Here is a 21,763-nt window from a genome sequence, read left to right on the forward strand (position 1 = left end):
GTTAATTTATTATTCATCTGCTAATACTTGATGAGATTGACCAACAATGAGTAAATTGATTGCGTAAATATTCATAATAAGTAGTACAACATACATGATAGTAGTAATTATGCTCAAGATAGCGATCGCCATTATTGATGACAAGTTATTAAAATGAGCTAACCAAAATCCTAGTCCCAGCAAAATTAAGCGAATAGTATTCCATAGAATCATCCAGTCTTGTTTTTCCACCCATTCGAGTAAAGTCAGTGGTCCGATCGTCATCGATCCTACGAACATTGGTGACATATATTGCACCATAATGCCAGATTCTTTCCAGGCATCACCGAAGATGATGGGGAAAAAATAGGGACTCGATAATAGTCCTAAACTTAAAAATAAGCTGCTGACAAATAATAATAGGCTGGTACGAGTGAATAAACGCTTGAGTTCTCGTGGATCTTTACGGATTGACTCGGCAGCATGAGCTTGGAAAACTTGCGAAATAGAGGTTCCGACTAACATCGTCGGAATACTATTTACTCGTTGTGCTAACGCAAAGAACCCAGCGGCTTTAGGATCGTAAAAAAAAGCAAGTAATAAGCTAGGCGCAGTCGAACCGGAAGCTTGGATAACCGATGAAACTAGCGTTAGCATCGCAAATTTAAAGTATCTACGGCTAATTAAAACTAATCTACTAACTGATAAATTTTGGAGTTCGGTTCGGGAATGATGCCAGAAGAATAAAGCTTGTGATATAGTTCCAACCACATTGTTGAGTACCGATCCCACCAGCAAGCCTAATGGGCCTTGAGTTGTAAAGCCGATGGCAATTTGACTTCCAGTTGTCCAAACACTTTGAGCAAGTTTGGTACGAGCCAGTAAGCCAAACTCTTTTTTCCGCAAAGTCCAATAACTAAGTGACTGATACCAGCCGCCAAGTAATATCACAATGGGTAACAACCAGAGGAAAGGTTCCAGAGCTGGTGAATTTACCGCAACAGCAATTTGGTGCCCGCCCAGTATCACAAAGATCGCCACCAATGGCGCGATCGCACAATTAAGTATCAGGCACAAAACTAATAGATCGGTGGCGACTTCCTCCTCTTGAGGTAAAGGAATTGCCCATTCATACCGAAGACTCGCACATACAAGCATTTGGATCGTGAGGGAGGTGAAAATCGCTAAAACGCCAAAATCTTTAGGCGTATAAATTCTAGTTAAAACTAGCGATGCTAGGATTAATACAATCTGAGATAATGCTGTAGCTCCTACTAATTTTGCAGCATTTTTCAGAAAACCACTCTTAGCTAAATAAAGTAATATACTTTCGATCGAGAGATAGATTGCTCGATAATTAATTTTCATGCTAGACATCTGCGAAGTTCGAGGCAAATTTTTTCGACTGTACTAATATCCATCTCTGCCCAAATCGGCAAACTTAGTACCTCTCCAGACAAACGATCGCTCATCTGATTCCGCTCGTATAACCCGTGATAGACAGGCAATCGATCCTGGGGAATGGGGTAGTAAACCATTGAGCCAATTCCTTGGGCAGCAAGATCTGCTTGCACTCGATCGCGTTGGCGATCGGTTACGCGAATTGTATATTGATGGAACACATGACCATCAGTCACTGCTGGCGCGATTATCCCTGGTAGATTTGTTAGTAATTCTTGATAAGCTGTGGCTACTCGTCGTCGCCCCTGATTCCACCTGTCGATATGCGGCAACTTCACCCGCAAAATCGCTGCTTGTAAAGTATCGAGGCGAGAATTGTAGCCAATAATTTCGTTGTGATATTTTTTCCGAGCACCATGAGCGCGGAGCATCCGGGCTAATTCGGCAACTCGATCGTCATTTGTCGCTATTAATCCCCCATCCCCATATGCTCCCAAATTTTTGGAAGGGAAGAAGGAAAACGCGCCCACATCGCCGATCGATCCTGTCTGTTTTCCCTGATATGTTGCCCCAAAAGATTGGGCACAATCCTCAACGATCTTGAGCTGATATTTAGTCGCGATCGCCCTAATCTCACCCATATTTGCCGGACGACCATAAAGATGTACTGGCATAATCGCCTTAGTACGTGGGGTAATCTGGGACTCGATTTTGCTGACGTCGATATTAAAAGTATTAGCATCAACATCGACAAATATTGGCTTCGCACCCACATTACTAATCGATTCAGCCGTAGCAAAAAAGGAAAAAGGCGTAGTAATTACTTCATCCCCATCCCCAATTCCCAATGCCCGCAAGCCAATTACTAACGCATCTGTACCAGAGTTTACCCCGATCGCGTGTTTAACGCCGAGATATTCGGCAACTTCTTGCTCGAATAACTTCACATCCGGTCCCATAATAAAAGCACCGGATTCTAACACGCGATCGATCGCTGCATGAATTTCAGTTTTGATACTATGATATTGAGATTTTAGGTCTAGGATCGGAATATGTTTGTGAGTAGCAATCATTGGTTTATTTTCTATTAAATTATTTAATCTAGATAATCATGTTTACGATCGAGTTCTATCCACTGCCAGTAATTGTTTTACATTGACTGAAAAATTTCCATTGGGAGTTAATCTTCCTCCATTTTCCAGATCGAATTTCCAACCATGACGAGGACAGATCAGATACCGACTATCTTCGATCTGGGCATTTACTAAATCGGCACCTTGATGAGGGCAATATCGATTGATTTTCCATTCCTTAGCTGTGGTAGAACAGACCACAGAAATACAAGTATTATTCTTGCGATCGAGTGTTTTAAGTGATGCTACAGCCCATGCTAGTTCATCTGGGTTACGAAAGAGAAATAGGTTCCAAATTATGGAATAAGTATCTGGAACTCGCTGTAACTGCGATCGAAAACTCAAGCAAAAGTCCTCCCAATGCATTTCACGATTTAGGACTTTTTCTACCTGCCAAGCTGGAGCAACAATCGAATAAAAGTCTAGTTCGCCAATTTCCTGAGTTTCTGAAACAGTTTGCTGTTGTAAATTGACTTTCCAAAACAGATTGGGTAGCTCGTTTAATCCAAAATAAAGATAACGATCCTCGACTGTGATTATGCCAATCTCTTGGCATTTTAGTTGCAATTCATGTCGAAGCTGCTGAAAAATAATTATTGGATTAGTTGCAGTGAATCGAGTGAATAAAGACTGCCTAGAACTGATAATTTTTCTTTCGTAGGCTAATAGATACTCTTGCTTCGATCGATGGCGATAGCCAAAAGGCTGTTCGGTAATTTCGATGTTACCATCAGGTAGTGTTAACCGATCTCCAGGCAAAAGATGAACATTGTGAGTATCGGACAGCTTTGTGTTTTCATTTAGCCAATCTAAAAACTCTTCTGAAGTCGGAAATATGCCACGATCGTCAAAGTTCAAATAGAAGAGATCGTTATCTAAGAAGCAGCAGGGGCCAGCAGATGGGATAAATATCGCTGGTTGTAAAACATCAATCGCCCTAGCGACATTCTTGAATTTTCTCAAGCGTTTGCTTGCAGAAATAGACCGATACTCATCGACGTTATACTTATAACAAATAGGATGCCAAGTAGCTCCTGAAAATTGAGCGGTGAACACATCAACTTTGATATTTTTGAGATCGTTAAGCCGATCGAATATCTTGCAATCATTGAGATTTAAAAAAGAGCATCCTTGAGCTTGCAATAAAATGGCGGAATCCCGATTGAGTCCTGATTCCTCTATGAAAATAGTTGCCGAGAAGTCTGCTCTTGCTAGAGTTTGGCGATCGGCTAAGTAGGTAATGTTATCCGCTGGATAGAATTGAGCGATCGACTCAAAAGCCTTGGTATAAAACTGCGGTAAGATAAAATTTGGGTTAAAATCCGATATTTTGCTGATAAATTCGAGATCGTAATGATCTTGATGTTCGTGGGAAAGGTAAACGTACAAAGACTTATTGCTATTTTTTAACCGATCCAAAAGAGGTTGTTCGAGATGGTGGTTGCAAGGATACTGAAACCAAGCCGCATCATATGCTCCGGTTGAGGTTAACCAAGGATCCATTAAAAATAAACAACATGGCGTTTCTACTAAGAATCCTGCATGTCCTAATGATGTGATGTTCACTGCTCGATTACCTCTATTTAGCTAGCAGATACTTTGTCGATATTTAGTCTAGTCGTCGAACTTCTGAAGCCGATTGTTGTTGATACCTAACACTCTGGGTATCAACCGCGATCCCACGATCGTCAAATTCCAAGACATCGCCATAGGCACTCATCCAACCAATAATCTTTGCTGGTACCCCTGCCACCATCGCATAGGCTGGAACATCCTTAGTTACCACCGCACCAGCAGCAACAAAAGCATATTCGTGTAATGTCACCCCACAGACAATCGTGGCATTTGCGCCAATACTCGCACCCCGTTTCACCAACGTTCGATGATAATTGGTACTAGTATTGCGCGGGTATTCACATCTTGGTGTTTTGACATTGGTAAATGTCATGCTCGGCCCACAAAATACGTAGTCTTCGAGGATTACGCCTTCGTAGAGGGACACGTTATTTTGAATCTTGCAGAAATCACCGACTACCACTCGATCGGCGATCGACACATTTTGACCGACGATCGTCTTCTTGCCGATCTTAGCCGTACCAAATACATGGCAAAAATGCCAGATTTTGGTGTCCGTTCCAATCTCTGCACCCGGATCGATCGCCGCTGATGGATGGGCGAAATAATCAATTTGAGTTGTCATACCTCCCCCTAAATCCTCTTGGTTAAGCAGGGTTGCGAAGTCCGGCTTAGCCAAACTAGCGCGATCCATCGCTTGCTGTGCCTTTTCCAACACCTCAACCACGGCTACGCCATTCCAGCCATCGGTTTTGGGACGTTGACGAGAAACGAGACAATCAAGAAAGTGCTGACACTCTAACTTCAGCGGATCTGTTGCGGCAACAGGGACGATCTGGGTGCCACGATCGTGATGGTTTAAGTTTGCATCGATATTCTGGTCGTGAATGGTGACCGTTTGGGCAACTTCGTCATAGACCAACATTTGGCGATCGCCGATGACGATCGTTTGCCGTTGATTAGTCGGCCAACACCATGACGCATGAATATGAGCGGTCCTCCCATTCTCAAAACCTAACTCCACATGAACATCATCGGCAATTCCTGGTTGGCACAGGGATTCTCCGGTGGCTGTGACACGCTTCAACTTGGGTCTGTCCAATAGTTCTAAGACTACCGAAACATCATGGGGCGAGAACGACCACCACACATTTTCGGTCGATCTCACCTTGCCCAATTTTGCGCGTTGAGCGACAACTCGGCGGACATTACCCAATTTGCCAGCAGCAATATAATCGCGCATCCAGGCGATTGCGGGTTGATATAAGAGCAAATGCCCTACCATCAACACGAGATTGCTACTGTCGGCAAACTCTGCGAGCGATCGAGCTGCTGCCTGGGTGAGTGCAATTGGCTTTTCGACAAACACATCTTTTCCCGCAGCCAACGCACGCATCGCGAGATCGTAATGTGTGGGTGCGGGAGTAGCAATTACCACTCCCATGGCACTAGTCTCCAGGAGTGCTTGCTGAAAATCAGCATAGACAACGACCGCCGGATAACAACTCTCCACTTGTTGGCGCAATGTTGCATCGACTTCCACAACTCCCGCCAGCGCATCTAAAGCATGGAAATTGGCGATCAGATTCTTACCCCAATTTCCGGCACCAACCACAATTATCGATCGCATATTTTTCTCTTCTCCTTGAGTCAACGCACTTGCAACTTTCACTGTTGTGGTCTCATCCAAATGGACTGAGACCACCATATCCAGTGGATGACTATGACTACAACAACACGACTTTGCGATCGGGATCTGCTAACTTCCGAGTAATTCCCCGAGTGTCTAGAATTGCTTTGGCAAGACCGATCGCCGCGCCGTAATCCACCTGACTATGATCTGTAGTGATGATGACTAGATCGGCTTGGGCAATAGCTGTATCCATATCCTTAGCAGACATTAACGGGTGTTCATCCACGGTCAAAAAAGGTACAAACGGATCGTAATAGCCGATCTTTGCCCCTTCTCGCTGGAGCAATTGCATCACTTGCACGGCTGGCGATTCGCGCCAATCGTCGATATCTTTTTTGTAAGCTACTCCCAAAAACAAGATCTGCGCCTTGGATGTCGCTAGCCCTTGATAATTGAGCAGCTTGGTTGCTTTGTGAACTACATATTCGGGCATGGAACGATTGATTTCCCCCGCCAGCCGAATAAATCGAGTGTTGAAGTTGTATTCCTTGGCTTTCCATTCTAAATAATGGGGATCGAGTGGAATGCAATGTCCGCCTACTCCAGGGCCAGGATAGAATGACATAATCCCAAATGGTTTGGTATTAGCCGCATCCAATATTTCCCATACATTGAGATCCATCCGATCGCATAGCATCGCTAGTTCATTGACTAGCGCGATATTTACGGATCTAAAGATATTTTCAAATACTTTGACTAATTCTGCCGCTTTAGCACTACTAACAGGGACGACGCGATCGATTGTTTGTTGATAAAAATAAGTTACTACCTCTAAAGAATCTGGATCTGATGCGCCGACAACTTTATTGGTATTTTTAGTTGTGTACCGCTGATTTCCTGGATCTACCCGTTCCGGTGAGTATGCCAAGAAAAAATCGATTCCCTGCGTTAACCCACTGCCCGTTTCGAGAATCGGCCGCATCAACTCATCAGTCGTACCTGGATAGGTAGTAGATTCTAAAGTAATTAATTGTCCTCGTCTCAAGAATGGCGCAATTTGTTCGGTAACACTTTTGATATAACTCAGATCGGGCGTGAGATTCTTCGTCAATGGCGTAGGTACGCAAATCACGATCGCATCTAAATCTGGAATACAGTCAAAACTGGAGACAGCAATTAATTGACCATTTTCAACTGCCTGCGTTAACTCCGCATCATCAACATCACCAATGTAATTTTTGGCAGCATTTACTGCTGCTGCGCGCTTTGGATTTAGCTCTATGCCGATCACCTGAAATCCAACTTTAGTTTTCTCAACGGCAAATGGTAAGCCAACATAGCCCAATCCTACTACCCCGACGATCGCCGATCGATCGGCAATTTTCGAGATTATTTCTTCTTTATCTTTATTTGATACGGTTTTCTCAGTGCTATTACTAACTGCAAGTACCATACTCAAAAAATACTCCTATCGATTCTAATAATTTAGTCGCTAAAAACATTGCCTGATATTTGTTTCGTCCTTTAATCAGGATTTAATTCGAGTGTGTACAGGGAAAATATCAATTTATAAATTCCACGGTATAAATAAATAACCACGATCTAATCTAGAATATCTCACTACATAAGCTGCTCATCATCCAGGTTTGAGCCAATTAAAGAGCTGCAAGATTTACACCTATTTACTTGTTTTATTTTAAAATCTGAAAAAAATTATTGAATTCAATATTAATTGTCTTCAAATCAAGTATCACATAAGTCACGGAATATTACTTCCGCCATCCAATCGAGCCGATCTTTGAATCGAAATGTGTTTCTTACTGAATTACAATCTCTCAAACTAAAACATTTATTTAGAAAAAGATAAATTATCTAGATTTAATCAGATCGTTTTCAAGTACCGATCGGATTTGATTATTATTATAATTATCCATCGGCTGAGATATTACGGATGACTATCGGCAATGTCTCGATCTTGATATTAATAAATTTAGCAAATATCTATGAATTAAATTAATGACAAAACTTAAATACTTAGGCAATAATAAATCTGAGTGATTATCAATTTGAAGATTTGAAATTAAATCCGATCGCTAGCTAGAAATTTAATTTGTTCACCATTAGAGCTAAATTGTCTGAAGCGAAAGTTACAAAATTTAAATATTTGTATCGTACTAGATAAATTCGCTCTCTGTCAATTATCAATATTAGTAAAAATACTCGATAAGTATATTAGCTAAAACGGTAATTAAAGCTTGTATTTTACCGCCAATATCACCAAAATAACAAGATTGCAACTTATTGTTTATGCAAAATTAATAAATTTGCTATACTAAGACAGCATTGTGACTTTAGTAATAAAACTAAATAATCGCTGAAATCTCAATCGCTTGGATACGTTAGCACTAAATTCTATCCCAGACAAGATCTCAGCGGCGATCGAGTACACTTTATCAAAACTAAGTGCGGTTGCGCTCGCTCGCTCGACCGATTGCGATGTCATCAACAATAACTATCTTCCTTGGCTTATTTCAGTGCGATCGAGCTACTAACCGCAGTAAGGATTGCTCGGAGCGATCGAGTTGCTCGTCAGATAGATTGCGATTAGCTTTAGCAAAAGTTGCCAAGTCTGGATCTCGATCGTCACTTGTAATTAGATCGCGGCACTTACTACACAATAATGATACATCGAGCGCGCAGAAACTTCATCCCCACTCAAAAATTGGTGGCAACCGAGCACTAAACAATCCTTTTTAGCTACCCAAGTTAGCAGTTTCTCGATCGAACTGGGGGTATTCTGACCACCTCCATAATCTGTAGCACTATATACAGATTTTTTGAAGCTCACTATGGTGTCTGTGTATAACACGCTACATAGTACTTGCAGCCATCCGCCACATAAGCTAAGAGCTAAGCTATTCTTATCGAAGATAAAATTGAAGGTCGGCATCATCTCGATTATTTCCCCAAATCACCCACGGCTGCCATGTTACCCCGCCGTCTGAGGACATATCCGAAGATCCGTTGCTAAATACTGTCGCTTTGCCAAAACCGTAACTAAGTCCTTTTTCAACAAGGTGCATTGCAAATCTAGCCGATCCATTTCCCCGAACGACCAGGGAGTAGTGTGTTCCGGCATCGATAATGAGCGGGGGGCTGAGGACGCGTCGCACCCAGATCCCGCAAGATGCGTCTGGATCGGGTGTCGAGCCGAAGTAGCTACGCCACGGACAGGCATCAAGACTGGGAAACCGATCGCTCGAAACATTGGCGGAGCGTAGGATCTGCCCCCGAGCGTCTCGAAGTTCGATCGAAACATTTCCGACACCCGCGATATGTCCGAGATAAACGTTGACTTCGGTGATGCTGCGACGGCGATCTGTGGCGAACGTCTGTCGTGCAGCCACGATATTAGTTACAGCGGGAATCGAATTCCAGGAACCCCATCCCCCGACATAGCCTAATCCGAACTCACTTCCTCCGGTTGCTGGATGTTGCTTGCCACCGTCGAGCATGATAGAGACGATCGGCAGCGTCTTACTCGACTCATCCCACTTTGCAGTTCCAGCGCGAGATAGCACCGTGAGTCCGTCCGGCGGTGAAAGATGATTTAGCAGCCTACCGATCCCGTCGGGGTGGAATAATCCGTCAACACTAACCCAGTTTGTCGTCGGATCGCGATCGATATTCTCAAAAACTACGTGGTATACAGATCCCTTTTTAAGATAGGTTCCAGGCTTGAATTCGATCGGCTCGAACGTCATCCTGACCCCATCGCGGTTGAACAGACCCTCACTGCCACAAGCACCATCGATCCGTTTTCCAGTTGCTGCTACCTCTTTAGGGGTACAAAGATTCATCCTGACATCACTGGCACTAAGTACTTTACTAGATGGCAAGTGCGCTGCGCTGCCATCATCTGGTCGAACGCTAACTCGGATGACACCTCCAGTTCCCGAGTGGTACCCAGCCTTTGAAAATTTGTAGATCCAATATACGCGGATCGCCGAGAGCGAGCCAGACTTCCTGGCTCGAAAACGATATGCACGGGTGTAGTGCCATCGCCCGCCGATAATGAGGTTGTTCAGCGATAGTGTCGCTACATTCGTCCCAAATAATATTGGCGGCTTTTTAGTTTCCTGAGCAAACGTGGTTGAAACTTGGCAGATGGAAAGTGAGGTCAGGAGTCCAATCGCGTACCGAAGGCACGAACTGTATACATTGCCGTCTTTTCGCATGACTGCTACCTGATGAGGAGTTGTATTAAAAATCGATCTCACCACTCCGTGCCGCTCGGTATTGTAGCAGTCGTCACAAATCAGTGATGTTCTAAGAGTATTGCCGTCGAGAGTCAATATTCCACACCATATTGCTTGGGCAGAATCGCATGACGCAGTGCTAATGATCCTACTTGAGAACTCGGCGCATCGTAGCCCAGATTAATACCCACAATGCACCGCGAATAACTATCAATCACCGTAGTTAATCACGGACGACCCAATAATTTCCCTTCTGCATCGACCAATAACACATCGGCTGGTGTGTGGTCGCACTGCCAAACTTGATTGCTGTGCTTGATCGTCAAATCCTTGCCATCACGGATTTTAACAGATAATCGATCGCCCCGCCAGCCTGGGCTACGAATACTTTTTGCTTTCTCTTGTCGATTCTCCTGATGGAGAGGCTACGCCAACGATAATTGGTTGCAGTATCCGATACACCGTCATGTGTGACGGTGGCTTGACATCCAATTCATCTGCCCGTGCCTTCACCCGAATGAACACCTGCTGACGAGTCATCCGCTTACTCCCCTTATTTCCCTCCTTATAAGTCTTGAGAATTAGTTGTGAAGATTAATTTTCTGATTCGGAAGCTAGTTTTGAGTTGGCATCGCAAGCAACGGCACCATTAGAGATCGTTACTGCTGGTGGGAACAAACTGGTGGATTTGCTCACACAGGCATCAGCTTTGACAAACCATTTATCACCTTGCTCGACTGTGTAGACAAACCCCACAAAACTATGGAGATTAGTACTACTGGGAGTCGCGACAATCTTGAAATGATTGCGATGGGCGACATTATCGGTGAGAGTTTCACCCGTAAATGTATAGCCACTATCGGGCGGCGGACTAGTACGCAGTTCGGTCGAAACACCAGCCTTATTATCATTCATATTCGCCACTGCTAATTCATCCAATTTAGCTTTCATGACTGTTTGGGCGTATTTTTGAGCGGCTTTTTCTTGCTTGATTTTACTACGATAGCCACCACCGATAAATAACGGTAAGATTACAGCCAGAACAATTAAAGCAGTCATTGCCCCAGAAATACTCAGACTGACAACACTCAATCGTTTAGCATTATTAGCATATTTAGTTGCTGCTAGATTATCACCATTATTGTGTTTAGATCCCACCTGACTGGCATAGGAAATTGCCACTAAACCTAACGGTAATACCCCTAAAACGGTCGCCAAAATTGCCAGCGTCATGTTGTTGTCTGGACATACTGCTGGTGCGGGTTCTTCCTGCTGGCGAAGCCGCTCCGCAGGAGCATCGACAGCTAGTTCCGCATCCCTATCTTGATTAGCCCCGAATCTAGCAATCGGTTCGATCTCGACATCGCGTTCCCAATTCGGCTCTGTCGCCTCGGTTTGCTGGCCAAATACTTTGACTGTCTGTGCGGGCAATTGGAGTTCGCCCAATACCTGCGCGACGATCTTCGTCATCTGTTGGGGGTTCGGAATGGATAAGCCAGCGAGCGAGATTTCTAGTTCGGAGTCGAATTTGACAGTAGCAAAGATCGCTTGAGATTTGAATTTGCGATTGAGTGCGGTGGTAATTGCCTGAGCATTAACTTCAACAGTTGGCTCGAAGGACGAGGTAGGTAGTGGAGTCATAGCGATTGCGGCTTCGGGACGAGGGGATGAGATACTATCTGCTATAGTTCCCCGCCAACCGATCTCAACTAACATCCATCACTACTCTAGGCTAGCTCTAAAATCTCCTCAGCAACGCGATCGAGAATGGGCATCACCGATAACCGATTGCCCTGTTTGACAACTAATAATCGATCGGGTGTAAAGTGCTCTCTTAATGTCGCCAGGGTAATCTGCGCATCAAAACTGCGAACGAATTCAACTTTGACAGTATGCCAGCGGGGAGCAGCTTTGGTGGATTTGGGATCGTAGTAGTCACCATCGGGATCGAATTGACTCGGATCGACTACTTGCGCGGCGACGATCTGCATCAAGCCGACAATCCCAGGCGGATTGGTATTTGAGTGATAAAAAAAGGCTAAATCGCCAACTGCCATGGATTTGAGAAAATTGCGCGCCTGATAATTGCGGACGCCATCCCAAATAGTAAATCGATCTCGTTCGAGATCGTCAATCCCAAAGACATCCGGTTCGGACTTCATTAACCAATAATTCAAGAAATTTTCCTCACTTGTTGCTGACCTACAGTTATCATTGGTAGTTCGATCGATAGATAAATCAGCTTATGTCCACACGTCCATCACAAGCAGCATGAGACAAACTGGCGATTTTCGCTGAGTGATTCGTCATCTCAGTTTTCAACTGCCATTCACCTAAATTATTAGTAATAATAACGATCTCTCCCGCACATTTTTGGGGAGTAGAGAGTCCCGATTTACCCATGCTCGATCGCTCTAGTTTTGAATGGATACAAGTCCGTGTAACCTCGGTACAGATAAATTTATTGAGTCGTTGGGTATTATTATTTTGCAATTCTATTAAAGCATTGAATAGTGCTGGCTCAACATGACCATAAGGATTTTTGCTGCCTACAGACAAGATGGCAATTTCAGCATCAACCAAAGCTAGTAAATCTTTCAGTTCGTTACCGTTTGGAGGATAGGCTCCATGATGAGGTATTTTTACAATATTGGTTTTAAATATTGTACTGTCTGAGCTATTTTGTAGGAATCTCAGTAAATCTGTCAGTCCTGCTCCCTCAATATCAGCGAGCAGCAACGCAGAAAAATCACCGTAGCTAATTTGTAAGACTATAGAGATTTCATTGAGTTTACTACCACTGATTGCAAGGTGATTCTCAACATAGAATTGGCTGGGATGCAAAGCCTCAATCTTTATTAATCCTTCGGAATATTCTTCACCATCTCTGACGATTGGAGAAAGCTTTACGGCACGGCTATCACTCCATTCTTTAATACGTTGCAATGCCAAATTAAGCGATCCATTTTTAGAATTAGCTGTGTTAGCTAAAATCTTTTTACGCGCAATCTCTATTACCTTGTAGGGTAAATGAATCTTGCCGATGGATATCTTACTATTCCAAGTAGAAATGAAATTTGCTAGCCTAATTAATGATGGGAAATGATCTCCATGAGCATGAGTGATATAAATTCTGTCTATCTTAGATATTTCATGCTTTTCTAGCCATTCCTCTAAAACATTCAGATTCCCAAGATCGACAACCACTAACGAGTTGTCGGTTTGAATCACAATACTATCTGCATTGCCAACAGGTAAAAAGGTAAGTTGGCAAGTCACGATGCAACCTCTAATTCTGGAAGTTTTAAGAAATCGTCTAACTCATTATCGGAGAGATAAGGGCGAGGTGTATGCCGAAACCGTCTTAAAGCCCAAGGACGCTCGATAAGTTGCTCAAATGTTTTTACATCATGGCTTAATTCTGCTTCAAAAGGAGTTCCATCTAATGCCCATCCAGGTACTTCTTGAGGCAAAGGAATCCATACGCCATCAGTATCATCATCGTCCATGAGTCTACTGATATACATGTAGATTTGACTGCAATCCTCTGAAATTTCTAATACTTGACCGATTGTAGTTTTAGTTTGAATATTTTGTTCTACTTTCCAAGCTTTTAGTTCTGCTGATTTACCTGTTCGTTGAGGCTTTTTCCAAATAGGATTTCCATAGGATTCTTCCACCAATATATTTAGTTCTTGGCGTAGCAACTCCAGATCTTGCAAAGATCCGTGATTTTGTTCTAGATGAATTATCTGAGCAGTTTTCTCGATCAGACGTTTATCTACAAATGCAGGCAACGGCAATTGCAAAAGAATAGGCTTAGTCAAGTTAATCTTGTCTCGTCCCGGCATGGATAACTCCGCTGCCAAATCTGAGGCTAGTATTCCTAGAAGCCATAGCCGCTTGTCTTGTAAACTGAAATTTCCCCAATTTTCTGGTTGTTCATTTGAACCATAATTTGGATTATTTTTCTGAGCTTCCTCAATAGGAAGTATGCACCAGATACTATTATTAGGGTAAAAACCCTCAGTATCTAAATGTGCTGTAATAGGTCTTGTCGATGCAGTATTAGCTATACGACCAACAAGAATTTTATTTTTATCAAATAGATGGGCAACACTGTATCTAGGGCTTTCTAAAGAAATATCATCATATATCACCCATTGCTGTTGGCGATCTACTTTGGCGGGGTCTGCCCAAAGAGCATTATTGCCACCCCAACTCATTCGCCATGTTGGTTTACATAATCTGTTCTCAGGGCATTGTGCAACGGGAGGATGTCCTGTTCGATGTTTTACACCATTAAATATGAAAAAGAGATTACCAAGTGAGATAGTAGAAACAGATAGACTAATTTGCGGAGCTACACCACTAGACCAATCACTACCAAGATTGTCTTTTATCAGCCATGAAGAACCTAAATATCCATTTTCTCGCATTGAAGGAGCTTCTGCTTCGGAAATAACTTTTTTGGCAATAGCATTATAATGTTTGGACTTTTCTATAACACCAGAAACAATACAAACATCCTGTCTAGCATTCACTCCGACAGTACCAACTGGACATTGCCAAATCTCAAATAGTTGACATTTTGATGATAAACTTTCTCTCACAGTCGCAACATCAAATTTATTACCGCCAGTTAAAAAGGAACTTGGCAAGACAAAGGCAAATTGATCGCCATCTTGAAGCCAATTGGTAGCCTGTTCGACGAAAGCAGCAGATTTTTGGATATTGCCCTCGATCGCAAATGGTGAATTTGCAACAATGATACGTGGGCGTATAACAAAGTTTTCTTTTGAAAATCTTTGATAGTCTTCGATTGTAAACGAAGATGGGAAAGGCAAAATATCTGCGATTTTAGATGTTTCGCTGGCAATGCCGAGCGATTCGCTGGCAAGAAAGTAACGAAGCTGTGCTACTAAATTTGCGTAACGATCTAAATCATTTGCTAATACATGACTTCTTAAATATTCTTTGCGATCTTCACCTGTTGGAATATCTCTCATTCCAGCCAGTCTGGAGGTAGCAGCCAATATCAAACTGCCCGAACCAGCCGCTGGATCGAAAATATATCTTTCTTCTGGACGCAACCGCTCTATTGGCAAAGCTTCTAGCATTCGCTCTGCCAGTTTTACAGGTGTATAGTGACGGTTGAGATCGCCCCAATCATCACTACCCAATTCTCTAGGCAATTTCTTGATTGCTTCTTCATATAACCTTCCAACATCACGATGATCGGTTAGTACAAAACTAACTCGATTCCCCATGTATAGAGCTAATTCTTGACGAACTCGATCGGGTACATAGTCAGCAGAAGTTCTAGCACGGCGAAAGAAGCCATTAGTAACTTCTACCATTCGATCGAGTAAACCAAGTGGATCTTCAGCTTTGATAATATTACTAGAACCAAAGAAATTTTTGTCTTGTAAAATCCTTGCTCCCAAGTATGCAATTGCAAAGCGGATCGTATGCCCCTTGATTTCAGAACGTGAAGAACTAGAACTAGTAGAATCTACTAATTTTAATGCCGCATCAATCCCTTCTTGAAATGAATCACCAAGTCGTTGTTGTTGGCGATCTAAAAATGAAAAACTCCGCTCAGAAACTTCTTCTTCTAAATCTGCAAGCGATAATTGCCCTTGCCGAAGTTTTGCCAGTGCCTTCGGCGTGAACAGATGAGGTTTGGGTGATACTAACGTTTCACGTAAAGTATCTAAATCTAATATTGTTTGCTCTAACTCGCCGGAAGCATCAGATCTTGGTTGTACAAGATAGAGTTCATCTGAAGAAACTAGCAAACCGCCACGAATCGTCCATGCTTTTAATCGTTGCTTCCATAGCTCTAAATCTCTTTGATTAATCTGCTGAATTAAGAAAGCTAGATTGTTCGCTCTCGGACGCAAACCACCGTCAGTCCAGAGCAGATCGAGATCGACTGTTTGCTGGGCATTGGGTTCTGGCATCCGAATTCCCCGCACTGGCTCTATTTGCCAAATACTTTGAACAGTTTGTACAGCCGCTTCCAATAATGATGAGCTAAACACTTCGATCCCTCTTACCACCTATCCTACTAAAGTAATCCCGATCCGTTTCTCGAAATCAAGCACATGATGTTTTTCTGCTTCTTGCGTCAGTTCGGTAATAATGTCACCAATAGTCCCAACTTCATGAATCACAACTTGTCCTTTGCCATTGCCTGAAGCCTCCAGCACGGTTAACCCAAAATCCCGCAGATCTTCAATCAGATAGAGCTGGTTGTTGACAAAGACCAGCTTATGTACGAAGAAAGCAGGTTCATAATCCCGCGCTTTCAAAAATTTAAGTACTTTGCGGATCTCCTGAAGTGATAATTCCTCTCTCAGCCGTTCAATGGTCTTGATCTCAATTACTTGCTGCCAGCCATAGACGACTTTTGGATGCTTGGGATTCCCAAACTTCAGCGGCACTATTAACTTTGTCCGATCGAAGTAACTGAGCCTGCCAGAGCCAATCCCTGTCAGAGCAATCGTTTCCTGTCTTGTAAAGCCGCTAGTCATAATTGAGCATCGACACTATACCAATATAATTTTAACCAGTTGTTTGAATTTAAGGATAAAATTCAAACAATTGTTTAAACATAACAGAAAGTGGGCGAAATGTCGATCGCCTTATGATATGACCTTAATTCAGCCGATCTTCGATATTAGTTGAGATTCTCATGAATACAAGCATTACCCTACATTCTGCTATTCAAAGCGATAGGAAAATAATTAGAACGAAGTAATGAGTATCATCGCGATCTCTATCTAATATATTCTCAATCTCTAATCCAAATCTGCCGCAATTACTGACTTGACAGCATCCTTGGCCGTCGTCTGGAACTCGCGGACATTCACCCTGTCGAGCAATTTCACCGCTACGATCATCGCTAGTGCTTGCAGACAAAAGACAAAGCCGTAAGCCAGCGTCAGATTCGGCGCAAACGACTTGCCCAGATCTAAAGCTACACCACCAAAAACTGTGGCAAAACCTTTGGCTAGAGCTTGCGACAAACCCCATGCACCGATAAATGTCCCAGCAGTTTCGGGGACAGTTAGATCGAGCATCAGTGTAATTGCCCCCGTAGTCACCAATCCCGAGCAGATCCCAAATAATAGTAGTGCCAATTGGAGAAACAGGGGATTGTGTGTAAATCCAGAGATAATTACCCACAACATCGATGCTGCGACTAACATACAACCTAATCTGGCCGTCTGCTGCTTGCCCAGCTTGGGAATAAACCAGAACCCCGCTAGGCTCAAGCCTACTAATGTCCCGCTGCCCCAAAAAGCGTTCAATGCCGCTGTTTTACCGACGGGGAGATTGAAGACTTCGCCACCATAAGTTTCCAGGATCGGATCTTGAATGAATAACCCCATTGTCATCACGACTAAGAAGGTAAAAAATACCTGAGTTTGACGACTAGCCGTGAGAATAGAGAATGCCCGCCCCAAGGATAAATGAGAGCCTGCTAGCGGCGTTGCTACCCGACTAGCAAACCGTGAATATTGCTTTTCAACGCCCCAAGTCGCTACAAAAGTGAATAAAATCACGATCGCTGGAATAATGATAAATAGTCGATCAATCTGAGTTTGCACTTGGGCGATCGTCGCGTCGATCTCTAACGATTTGAGCAAGATCCCGATCGTAATTGCGCCAACGATCGTCCCACCAATTAACATCGACCAATCTACTGCAACTAACCGCGATCGATCGTCTTCATCAGTGATATCCACCAATAACGTCGCAAATGGGGTCGAGCACATACTCACTGACAAACCATACAGGGCAAAAACAAAGCCCAACAACCCAGCCCAGCCATAAGTTGGTACCGCCCAACCGACAGTCTTGAGACTCGCGCCCAGTTGCCACATCACCTGCACTGCAATCCAAGCATTGGTGACTAATCCCGCCGCTCCCAGCCAAATATAGCCCGTCCGATAGTAGCCAAATAACGGTCGCGTATCGGAGAGCTGTCCGAAGATAATCCGCGCGGGCGCGACAAAAAGGGTCAGGGCGAGAATTACTGTGGCGATCGTACTCGGTACCGCTAATTCCTTAATCAGCACGCGGTTGAGGACACCGAAGACCATCACGGACATCATCCCCAAACCCATCTGAAATAATCCCAGCCGGATCATCGTGGGCAATTTGACTTTGGGCAGGATGCGCTGGCGATCGGGATTGTGGTTTAGTTTTGGATTGGATAAATCACCAGTCATCATCAAATAAGATTTAAAAATATTCTTCAATATCTTTAAATTAAACCAAATTTCCGGCTGAGATCGGTTCGATCGGGAATCTTAACACGCTCAAACCCGCTCGAAAATCCGCGATCGACAGGATCGATCCGAGCGGGAATCTCCAGCAAGTTAGCTACCTTTAGCCTTGAGTTCGTTGAGTTGGTTGGTGATATTCTCCATACCCCTACTGTCGCCTTTTTGGCGATAGATGTCGAGTGCCTGACGATAATCTTGGATCGCACCAGCTCGATCTCGCAGCTCGATCTTGGCACTCGCACGCCGCTCGAAGTAATTGGCTTCGCGAGGATAAATCCGCAGCAAGCCCGTTAAGGCTTTGACGACCCCTGGATAATTTTTGAGTTTGTCGTAAATATCTAATTGTTTATCAAGTGCTTCTCGTTCGTTGGGATTGATTTTGAGAATGGCGGCATAGTCAGCCAAAGCTTTGGGGAAATTCTGTTGACGCTGGTAGAGTTCGGCGCGGGCACTATAGCTGCGGATATTGTTGGGACTCAATTCAATCACTTTAGTGTAATCGGCGATCGCGCCAGGGACATCATCGATCGATCGAAAGTTTGCCCGCAGGCTATAAGTATCGATACTACGCGGATTTAAGGCAATCGCCTGGGACAAATCGGCGATCGTGGCGGGGAAATTATTGAGTCGAATCTGCACCCCCGCTCGTGCGGTATAGCCATCAAAAGATTTGGGATTTGCGGCAATTAATTTATTGTAGGTGTCTAATTCCCCAGGTAAATCGCCTTGTTTCATGAAGACGATCGCCCGCAGAGTATAAGCCATCGTGTATTTGGGATCGAGCTTGATGACTTGAGTAAAATCGGCCAGTGCCCCAGTCAGATCTTGGTTGACATACAAGATATTCCCGCGCAAATAATAAGCTTGCGGATTCTGGGGATCTAACTCGATCGAGCGGTTGAGATCGGGGAGAATCTGGCTGCTATTACCCATCATTTGACTCAGGCTGGCACGTAGATAATAGGCACTGGCTTGACGGGGATTGGTAGCGATGTGTTGGTTCAGTTCGCTTAATGCCCCTTGATAATTGCCACTTTGAATTTTGGCGACGACACTTACCAAGGCATCGCTATGATTATTACTGCTACGATCGCGATCGACTGGACTAGTTACGGCTGCCAATTTCAAGCCCGTACGCTCGATCGCAGGTAAAAAGACATTGGCTAAAATCCCCAGATTGAAACCAGTTTTGACGCGCACCTCTGGGTTGATACTCGAAGCTTCCGTGCCTTTTTCGACATCACCGCGACCGTGAATGGCAATTAATTCACCGCGATCGTTTAGGACGCTCCCACCGCTCATCCCTGGCAGCGTCAGATTGGTATATACCAGCCCATAACCGCCCTGCAATGGCTGACGACTGCTAGCCGTGACGCGACCTTCGGTAAAATTAAATAACGTCCGATCGATCGCCACCGTCGAGCGGGGAAAGCCGCCCACATAGACATTCGACCCTTCCGCGATCGCTACGGCTGTCCGAATTTTGGCAATCCGATAAGTTTGGGAGCTAACAAACTGCAAAATTGCCAAATCTGCTCCTGGCAAAATTTGTACCGTTTGACGATTCAATGCATACCGTCGCCCATCGGGGGTAATGACTTGATATTTGACATTGGCATCGCGCACCACATGGGCAGCCGTGAGGACGGTATAGCTGCTGGCATTTTTGGCGATCGTTACTCCAGAACCGATCGATTGCTCGGTTTGGATCGAGACAGTGACTGCTTTGGCGACTTCGGCGACTTGACTGGGAGAGAGCGCGACACTACTAGACGCGATCGTACACACTAGTCCCGCTGCTAGTGGCAATATTGATACCCGCATGTTATTTCTTTTTTACTGTGAGTATTTTAGGCTAAATCTGGATCGAAAATCTCCGATGATTGTTGGCCTTTCAATCTCCAGCACAGCATCGAAATTCGGTGTAGACAAACCCTTGCTGCAATGTCTCATATTCAGAGATTTGGAAATTCAAGCGATCGATCCAGATTTGCAATCCAGCTTTTTGAGCTACTAAACAGGTGGGGTAAAAGTTGATCTGGGTTGTTATTTAAATTTACTAACGATCGATCTAATTCTTGGAGTTTAAGCTTAGTATTTCTATGCTCACATCTTGCACCAATACATAACGACTAGTAAAAGCAGAGATCTTGGCACTGGTCACTTAGAGAGTGATAGAACCTTCAGACCTTGATCACAAGAGACTTTCAGAGATTCGGGCAGAAAACGCTCTAAAATGTTGTTGCATAACAGTTCCAGGCTATTCATCACCCGTTAGTGGACCAGTGCCATCTCTAGACAATTTTCTCAATGACCCCGCACTGTGCCAACAAGCGGCTCCAGTCGATTCTCGTTCCGAGAGGCTACGCCAACGGCGATCTCAATTTGGATGGGATGTTTGAGGGCGATGCCTAGTGCTTCGGCAATTTTCATCATTCGATCGAAACTAATTGCCGCGTAATGATTGGCTTCATAACGTTGGATTTGTTGTTCTTGAGTGCCAATTTTTTCGGCGAGATCTTTTTGGCTCATGCCCAAGGAAATTCTGGCTTTAATTAAAGCGATCGGTAGCTCTTGAAGGGAGACAACTTCTAGAGAAGATAAACCTTGCTGCAATGTCTCATATTCAGCGATTTGGGATTTCAATCGATCGAGCCAGACTTGCAAACCAGCCTTTTGAGCGGCTAGCAGACGAGGTGAAAGTTTATCTGGATTTTTATCTGAATCTACCAACGATTGCTCGAATTCTTTGAGTTTGAGCTTGGTGTTTCTGTATTGACTTTGATTTTGAATCACGATCGAATGCTCCAATTATGCTGCGAATATTTATGGAATGGTATGGGGATCTAATGCGATTACACCTTTAGAATGTCCGTCGATATCGTTTTGAAAAAAACCTACCATTACCGAATTAGGCAACAATTCACCATAGAATCGATCTTTCTGGGCTTGTGAGTCGGGAATCAGGAAGATCGGATCGATCTTATCTTCGTCGATACCGAATAATTCAAAACAACCATCGTAGTCGTTGGGTTTTTCCTTGTCGGTTACAAAGCTACCGCCGATGTAGACTCGGCAGCAACCGGCTTGCTTGAGTTCGCCCAAAGCCAGTCGCAATCCGGTTAATAATTGCTTGCGATAAGCATTCGCGGCAAATCGCTCCCAGAATTCAGCCCACGTTACCTCGTGAATTCCCCCTGGGAGATAGCCGAGATCGTTAAAAGGTGGAATCATTGGTTAATTCGCCTATCTACACAAGTAGATTAGCACAACAAAAAAGTTATGCACAGCATTTTTGTTTTGTATAGAGATCGAATCCGTCATCATGATATCGCAAATATCCCATCCCACCAATGTCGCATGAAAATCCCCTCCCTGGAGGGGTGCCCACAGGGCGGGGTGGGTAGATCTTCGCTACCCACCCACAACGCCCCAATCATCTTGCCTCGATCGACAAAACATTCGGAATTTGCTAGACTGCGG

16 protein-coding genes and 1 pseudogene are annotated in these 21,763 nt (G+C 44.0%); all 17 read right to left on the reverse strand.

Annotation, left to right across the window (positions count from 1 at the left end; translation table 11 throughout):
• Positions 1 to 9: 9 nt before the first annotated feature.
• Positions 10 to 1,347 carry an oligosaccharide flippase family protein gene (locus RMO27_RS01365; RefSeq protein ID WP_309728367.1) on the reverse strand — a complete coding sequence of 446 codons (1,338 nt, stop codon included), beginning with the start codon at positions 1,345 to 1,347 and terminating at the stop codon, positions 10 to 12.
• The gene (locus tag RMO27_RS01370) at positions 1,344 to 2,453 is read right to left on the reverse strand and encodes a DegT/DnrJ/EryC1/StrS family aminotransferase (RefSeq protein ID WP_309728369.1); all 1,110 of its coding nucleotides are present in this window, start codon (positions 2,451 to 2,453) and stop codon (positions 1,344 to 1,346) included. Before RMO27_RS01370 ends, RMO27_RS01365 begins: the two co-directional genes overlap by 4 nt.
• 42 nt (positions 2,454 to 2,495) lie before the next feature.
• The gene (locus RMO27_RS01375; protein WP_309728371.1) at positions 2,496 to 4,016 is read right to left on the reverse strand and encodes a Rieske (2Fe-2S) protein; all 1,521 of its coding nucleotides are present in this window, start codon (positions 4,014 to 4,016) and stop codon (positions 2,496 to 2,498) included.
• 106 nt (positions 4,017 to 4,122) lie between these two features.
• Entirely contained in the window at positions 4,123 to 5,760 is a 1,638-nt protein-coding gene (locus RMO27_RS01380; protein WP_309728373.1) for a Gfo/Idh/MocA family oxidoreductase, read from the reverse strand.
• A 55-nt stretch (positions 5,761 to 5,815) separates the two neighbouring features.
• Positions 5,816 to 7,174 carry a nucleotide sugar dehydrogenase gene (locus RMO27_RS01385; protein WP_309728375.1) on the reverse strand — a complete coding sequence of 453 codons (1,359 nt, stop codon included), beginning with the start codon at positions 7,172 to 7,174 and terminating at the stop codon, positions 5,816 to 5,818.
• A 1,078-nt stretch (positions 7,175 to 8,252) separates the two neighbouring features.
• Positions 8,253 to 8,399, reverse strand: coding sequence for a hypothetical protein (locus RMO27_RS01390; protein ID WP_309728377.1), 147 nt, complete (start codon positions 8,397 to 8,399; stop codon positions 8,253 to 8,255).
• Between the two features lie 243 nt (positions 8,400 to 8,642).
• A complete protein-coding gene (locus RMO27_RS01395; protein ID WP_309728379.1) occupies positions 8,643 to 9,581 on the reverse strand; it encodes a hypothetical protein in 939 nt (312 codons plus the stop codon).
• A gap of 494 nt (positions 9,582 to 10,075) precedes the next feature.
• Positions 10,076 to 10,568, reverse strand: a pseudogene (locus RMO27_RS23695) (transposase); the annotation flags it as partial.
• 6 nt (positions 10,569 to 10,574) lie between these two features.
• Positions 10,575 to 11,621 carry a CD225/dispanin family protein gene (locus RMO27_RS01405; RefSeq protein WP_309728383.1) on the reverse strand — a complete coding sequence of 349 codons (1,047 nt, stop codon included), beginning with the start codon at positions 11,619 to 11,621 and terminating at the stop codon, positions 10,575 to 10,577.
• An 86-nt stretch (positions 11,622 to 11,707) separates the two neighbouring features.
• Positions 11,708 to 12,157 (reverse strand): EVE domain-containing protein, encoded by a 450-nt coding sequence (locus RMO27_RS01410; RefSeq protein ID WP_309728385.1) that lies wholly within the window; start codon positions 12,155 to 12,157, stop codon positions 11,708 to 11,710.
• 61 nt (positions 12,158 to 12,218) lie between these two features.
• Entirely contained in the window at positions 12,219 to 13,259 is a 1,041-nt protein-coding gene (locus RMO27_RS01415) for an MBL fold metallo-hydrolase (RefSeq protein WP_309728387.1), read from the reverse strand.
• On the reverse strand, positions 13,256 to 16,009 hold the full coding sequence (locus RMO27_RS01420; RefSeq protein ID WP_309728389.1) for an N-6 DNA methylase: 2,754 nt from the start codon (positions 16,007 to 16,009) through the stop codon (positions 13,256 to 13,258). The genes RMO27_RS01415 and RMO27_RS01420 overlap by 4 nt, the downstream gene beginning before the upstream one ends.
• A 36-nt stretch (positions 16,010 to 16,045) precedes the next feature.
• Positions 16,046 to 16,519 (reverse strand): hypothetical protein, encoded by a 474-nt coding sequence (locus RMO27_RS01425; RefSeq protein WP_309728391.1) that lies wholly within the window; start codon positions 16,517 to 16,519, stop codon positions 16,046 to 16,048.
• A gap of 267 nt (positions 16,520 to 16,786) precedes the next feature.
• Positions 16,787 to 18,226, reverse strand: a complete 1,440-nt coding sequence (locus RMO27_RS01430) for a BCD family MFS transporter (RefSeq protein ID WP_396133593.1) — start codon at positions 18,224 to 18,226, stop codon at positions 16,787 to 16,789.
• A 147-nt stretch (positions 18,227 to 18,373) separates the two neighbouring features.
• A complete protein-coding gene (locus RMO27_RS01435) occupies positions 18,374 to 20,104 on the reverse strand; it encodes a tetratricopeptide repeat protein (RefSeq protein WP_309728395.1) in 1,731 nt (576 codons plus the stop codon).
• A gap of 483 nt (positions 20,105 to 20,587) precedes the next feature.
• Positions 20,588 to 21,076, reverse strand: coding sequence for a helix-turn-helix transcriptional regulator (locus tag RMO27_RS01440; RefSeq protein ID WP_309728397.1), 489 nt, complete (start codon positions 21,074 to 21,076; stop codon positions 20,588 to 20,590).
• A 30-nt stretch (positions 21,077 to 21,106) separates the two neighbouring features.
• Complete coding sequence (locus RMO27_RS01445; protein ID WP_309728399.1) at positions 21,107 to 21,514, reverse strand: DUF6932 family protein; 408 nt, start codon at positions 21,512 to 21,514, stop codon at positions 21,107 to 21,109.
• Between the last annotated feature and the right edge of the window lie 249 nt (positions 21,515 to 21,763).

It is taken from the genome of Chamaesiphon sp. OTE_75_metabat_556 (genome assembly GCF_031378165.1).
In the GTDB taxonomy this organism is placed as follows: Bacteria; Cyanobacteriota; Cyanobacteriia; order Cyanobacteriales; family Chamaesiphonaceae; genus Chamaesiphon.